Origin of the sequence: Cloacibacillus sp. An23 (genome assembly GCF_002159945.1) — a bacterium.
Classification (GTDB): Bacteria; Synergistota; Synergistia; order Synergistales; family Synergistaceae; genus Caccocola.
This window is the reverse complement of the sequence record NZ_NFJQ01000022.1, coordinates 1-4606: the sequence shown is the minus strand read 5'-3', so window position 1 is coordinate 4606 and position 4606 is coordinate 1. Positions and strand designations below refer to the sequence as shown.

The following is a 4606-nucleotide window of genomic DNA, read 5'->3' as shown; positions in this document are numbered from 1 at the left end:
AGAGCGCGCGCCACTATCGACGCCATCTCATAACGAGTCGCCGGCTGGGCACCCTTGAATGCGATTTAAAAACTATACATATATCTATAAGTTTATTGGTAGTCATATAGCTATCATTAAGGCTTATACTCAGTTATTTTTTTATAAATTCACTGACTGAAAGAATTTATTTTTAAGTGCTGTTACACAGCCATTACACACGGCGAATGCGTGAACAGCGTTTCGACATTTCTTTTCCACGGGTCTTTATATAGAGTGTATAGAGTTTTTATCTTGGTGGCGCGAAAATCACTTATGTTCATAAGTATTTTTTTATACCCTTACGTGCCGCTTTTTGACTTTTATCAATGTATTATACCCGTTAGGGGAGAATTTCTAATCTCGCCGCTCTTTCCATGATGAGTCCTGCGTATTCTTTTTTCTGTTTATCCGGCAGAAAGCTCGCGTCAAGCGTTTCCAGTATGTCTGGGAGCCGCTTTTTCAGCCTGGCTGCCGCGTTGTTGTACTGCTTCTCATTCAGCTTCGCCGATTCCGTGAATTTTATGAAATCCTTCGGCTTTAGGTTGCTTTTTTTGCCGTTGATGGTCAACGCGAATTCTTCTGGGTCGTCCCTTTCGGAGATGACCAGGCGCGTAGAGAGCATATCGTACGCCGGGGCGAGGCGGCGTTCGCCGTTTTCGTGGAGCAGCGAGAAATTTTTGAGATGCATGTCGCCGTTTCCTGTTAGGAATATGAACAACGTCATGTCAAGGAGCACGGACAAATCAAGCCCAGGCGCTGACGAGAAACGGCGGAGCGTTTTCGCGACGAGCTCCATCGAGCCGATATATTTGTTTTCCGTCATGTGCTCCGTCGCCTGGCAGAAGTCTTCCATGTGGCGCATCCGGCTTATTTTGCGTCCTGACTTTATCACCGCCCTGTCCATCCTCAGCGTGATGTAGACGAGCTCGCCGGACGCGAGCGGCAGAAGCGCTGAGGGCGCCGCAGCTATTCCGGCCGCCTCCGCCATTTTCATCGTCGCCGCTTCGTTCTCCGGCAGAGCCTCATAGCCCGGCGCTGGAGGCTTGATTATGTAGTCTCCCCACAGCCCGACGAACGTCAGCTTGTCCGTGCCGTCCTGCGAAATTTTCGCCATCGACATTTTAGGCTGAACCCCAGGAACTGCGGCGCTCGATATTATGCTTTCGCGCGCTTTTTGGTACAGCCCCTCAAGAGTGTATTCAAGCTTCGGCGGCTCCGCCGTTCCGAAAAGTTTTTTTGAGCATGACGGATGATATGAACCGTGTTCAAGCTCTTTATAGCAATAAAGGCACCGGTTCATCATTCCGCCTCGCCGGAAATTATGGAGACCGCGCCGACGCAGTCGCGGCAGCAGGCCGACAGCAGTCCCATGCGGTCGCGAGGGTCGATTTTCCAGTTTTTTGTAATTATATCCAGAGTCCAGCCCTCAGGAATGAGCCCGTCGAAAAAAGGATGAAGCGTCTTTGTGCAGAAAGGCTCTTCACGAAGAGGAAGCGTGACGCTTATGGCCCGCGCGTCCGCGTCCGCCAGATATTCTCCCGAGTATGCGAACGTGTATCCGTCCTCGTTCTCGACGATTTCCCCGACCGTTTTGCCGAAGAACAGCACGGTACAACGCCGAAAGCTACTCATCGGAATCGCGCTCCAGCGGCACTGCCCCGAGCTCTAGCCCGAAGAGAAACAGAAGGTCGTTCACCTTGTCCATGCGCAGCGTTTTCTTCCCTGCCTCAAGCTCGCGGATAAAGCGCAGCCCCACCCCAGCACGCTCCGCAGCTTCACACTGTGTCAGGTGCAGGCGCTTTCTATTTTCCTTAACCACCTTCGAAAGCTTTGTACACTCCATAAAATCATCCCCGAACGGGTACTGTATATATTGTTATTAGCATTATATCCCCGATATGGTATAAAAACAACAAATTTAGGAAATGCGCTCTATATGGCGATGAAAAGGCAGCGGCGGAACGTCTTGCTTGAAGTATTACAGTAGTTCAAATAATGAGGAATGAGGATAAAAAGACGCTTTGTCGCCATGTATCTGTCGTAAGGCAGACGTCTGCTCTACGCCGCGCGACACCAATACATACGACACAGGCCCGGAGCGTTTGCCCCGGGCCTGAGATATTGCCGTTGCGGATGACTGGCGTTTGTTACTGAATAGCGGCTAGCTCGTCGAGCCTTGACTGTACGGTGCTGATTTCGTCGTCGATAGCCTTGAGGCGCGCGGCTTCATCCGCTCTGTCCTTGCGCAGATTTTCAAGGCGCTTGATAAGACGGTCGGTCTCAAGCCGCGCCGCGGTCTGTCCAGCGTAGAGCTTGCTCGGGTCGTCGTTCTTTATGTCCCAGAAGAAACGAGGGGTCCTGTTGCGCGATGCCATTAGCGTGCTTATGCCGGAACTCAGCGTGATAGTTACTCGATTCTGCCCCTCAAGCAGGTTTTTACCAGTTTTGGGGTCGAACCTGTTGAAGAAGACAAGGCCGTCCCTCTCTCCCTGGAATGGGAAATTTAGGCGCTTGTCGTAATCTACAGGCTCGTATGTCTTACTGCCGATTCTCATCTCTATCATCTTATCGAAAGGCCCAGGGTGCATCGTCGGGCCGTTGTTTACAAATTCAACCTTTATCGGAATCATTTCGCTTAGGTTGAGCATATTCAGATAGCGGTATTTATAACGCTCAAGCTCGTCCTGCGTCCAGAGGTTTTTCTCCGCCTCAGCCTGTATCTCTGCTTCCACGAGCTCAGCGGAATAGTATGTTATGGCGACGGTCAGATTACTCGTGTTCTCCGTAAACGTCATCGTCTTACGCCAGCGAAGGAGAATATTGTCGATTGCCGCCGCGTAGGCAGTTGCGCATATCGCGGTGAATAACGCCGCTATTGTTAGGATTTTTATCCATAAGGATATCCTGTGCTTAGTCAATGTTGAATCCTCCTGTTGTGGTGGATGTCGTGATAGTGGTGATTATTCTATTTTTTAGTCTAGTGCCTAAAAAATTAGAAGTATTAAATTTTATTTTTAGTAGTTGGACTTAAATTTGATGCTGCGTGTTCTTCGATAGAGCTGGTGCCGATTATTAAAGGCTCAACGGCCTATAGGCGGCTTGTATGCCTAGAAAAAGAGAGACCCTTTCGGGTCTCTCTCAAGTTATCAGCTAGGCTGAATTAGAAGTCGATCGCGGTACGGAAGAGGATTACGCTCTCGCCACCGTCATACTTCTGACCGGAATTCTGGAACGCTTTATCACCGTAGTCGATGTAGTTATAGGCGAGCCAGAACTTGATCTGCGGGGTGTACTGGTAACCGATACCGATCGTGTACTGATCAGTGTCATCCCAGCCGCTCTGATCCCAGTCGGTGGTCATGTACTGGATGAAGCTGCTCCACTTGCTCTCGCCCCACTGCTGATAGGCGTTGACCATGAAGGTCTTGTTGGTGCCGTCGCCGGTGATCGGGTAGGCCTCGCCAGGCGTGAATATCGCCGGGTACTGCGTAGAAGCTCTCGGTCCGACCCAGGTGTTGTCCTGCTCGATATACTGCACCCACAGCGAGGTGAACTTGAGGAGATCCTGCTTGAGGTCGAGGAGGACGCTCCATGTCTGCGGGCTGTCTTCCGTCGCGGCGCCGATCCAGCCGTCGTCGAGATCCTGGAAGTAGTAGTAACCGCGGAGAGCTACTGACGGGGTGAAGCTGTAGCTGAGGTACGCACCGTACTGCTGGAGGTCAAGCGCATCACCGACGATGTATTTTCCGAGCTGTCCGTTCTGCTCAACGGCATCGCTGAGGTCTACTTCATCAGCATCGAAGTAGAGGCCCATGAGGCCGAGGTAGAAGTTCTCGCTGAAATTCGCCTGGAGTCTCAGACCGTACTCCATGAAGGCATTATCATTAGCAACGCTATCAGGGTCTCCGTTGGTGAAGGTTCCATCATAGTAAGAATACTTATCGGAAATCATGTTATCATTGCGTCCGATAAGGAGTTCGGCGTCAAGCATACCGAAGCTCTTCTGGAAGTTGAAGCCATCGTATTTCTGGTCTTTCCAGACGCCGCCTTCGTTGTCGCCGACGAGAGCGCGATAGAGCTCAGCATCGCCTTCCCAGTCGCTGTACTGACGTCCGACGGTGAAGGTGATGTCCCACGGAAGCTTCGTGCGGACATAGAAACGATCCATGAACCAGTTGTCAAGGTCGCCGGAGCCGTCGTTGAAGCGGGCGCGGAAGAAGAAGAACGTGTTGTCGTCGATGTACTTCGTGACCATCATACGGGCATAGGCAAAGCCGAACTGATTTTCATCGTTCGCGCCGTTGCCGGTGAAGCCGTAAGAGTTGTGGTCGGAGTCATCGTTGCTCGCGAAGCGGGCGTCGAACCAGAACTGACCGTTCACTTTCCATCCGCCGAGACGGTCCTCGAGCACCGCGACGCGCTTGTCGAGCGAATCGACCTTCACGCCGAGGGCGTCGAGCTCATCCTTGAATTCCATGACGAGCTTCTTGAGGAGTTCCATATCCTGCTTGCTGGCCTTTTCAGCGTCCACCGTCACGAGAGCGCGCGCCACTATCGACGCCATCTCATAACGAGTCGCCGGCTG

General features: G+C 51.8%; 5 protein-coding genes. All 5 read right to left on the bottom strand.

Annotation, left to right across the window (positions count from 1 at the left end; translation table 11 throughout):
• Positions 1–361: 361 nt before the first annotated feature.
• Entirely contained in the window at positions 362–1324 is a 963-nt protein-coding gene (locus B5F39_RS13850; protein WP_087368717.1) for a HipA domain-containing protein, read from the bottom strand.
• Complete coding sequence (locus B5F39_RS13845) at positions 1321–1653, bottom strand: HipA N-terminal domain-containing protein (RefSeq protein WP_087368715.1); 333 nt, start codon at positions 1651–1653, stop codon at positions 1321–1323. Before B5F39_RS13845 ends, B5F39_RS13850 begins: the two co-directional genes overlap by 4 nt.
• A complete protein-coding gene (locus B5F39_RS13840) occupies positions 1646–1864 on the bottom strand; it encodes a helix-turn-helix domain-containing protein (protein WP_087368713.1) in 219 nt (72 codons plus the stop codon). The genes B5F39_RS13845 and B5F39_RS13840 overlap by 8 nt, the downstream gene beginning before the upstream one ends.
• Positions 1865–2168: 304 nt before the next feature.
• Positions 2169–2939 carry a hypothetical protein gene (locus tag B5F39_RS13835; RefSeq protein WP_239391315.1) on the bottom strand — a complete coding sequence of 257 codons (771 nt, stop codon included), beginning with the start codon at positions 2937–2939 and terminating at the stop codon, positions 2169–2171.
• A gap of 242 nt (positions 2940–3181) precedes the next feature.
• Positions 3182–4606, bottom strand: a 1425-nt coding sequence (locus B5F39_RS13830) for an S-layer homology domain-containing protein (protein WP_239391313.1), incomplete at its 5' end; no start/stop codon positions are given.

What these genes read in the sequence shown, in the direction of transcription:
- B5F39_RS13850 (WP_087368717.1), bottom strand. Translation starts at nt 1,324, where the DNA reads ATGATGAACCGGTGCCTTTATTGCTATAAAGAGCTTGAACACGGTTCA.
- B5F39_RS13845 (WP_087368715.1), bottom strand. Translation starts at nt 1,653, where the DNA reads ATGAGTAGCTTTCGGCGTTGTACCGTGCTGTTCTTCGGCAAAACGGTC.
- B5F39_RS13840 (WP_087368713.1), bottom strand. Translation starts at nt 1,864, where the DNA reads ATGGAGTGTACAAAGCTTTCGAAGGTGGTTAAGGAAAATAGAAAGCGC.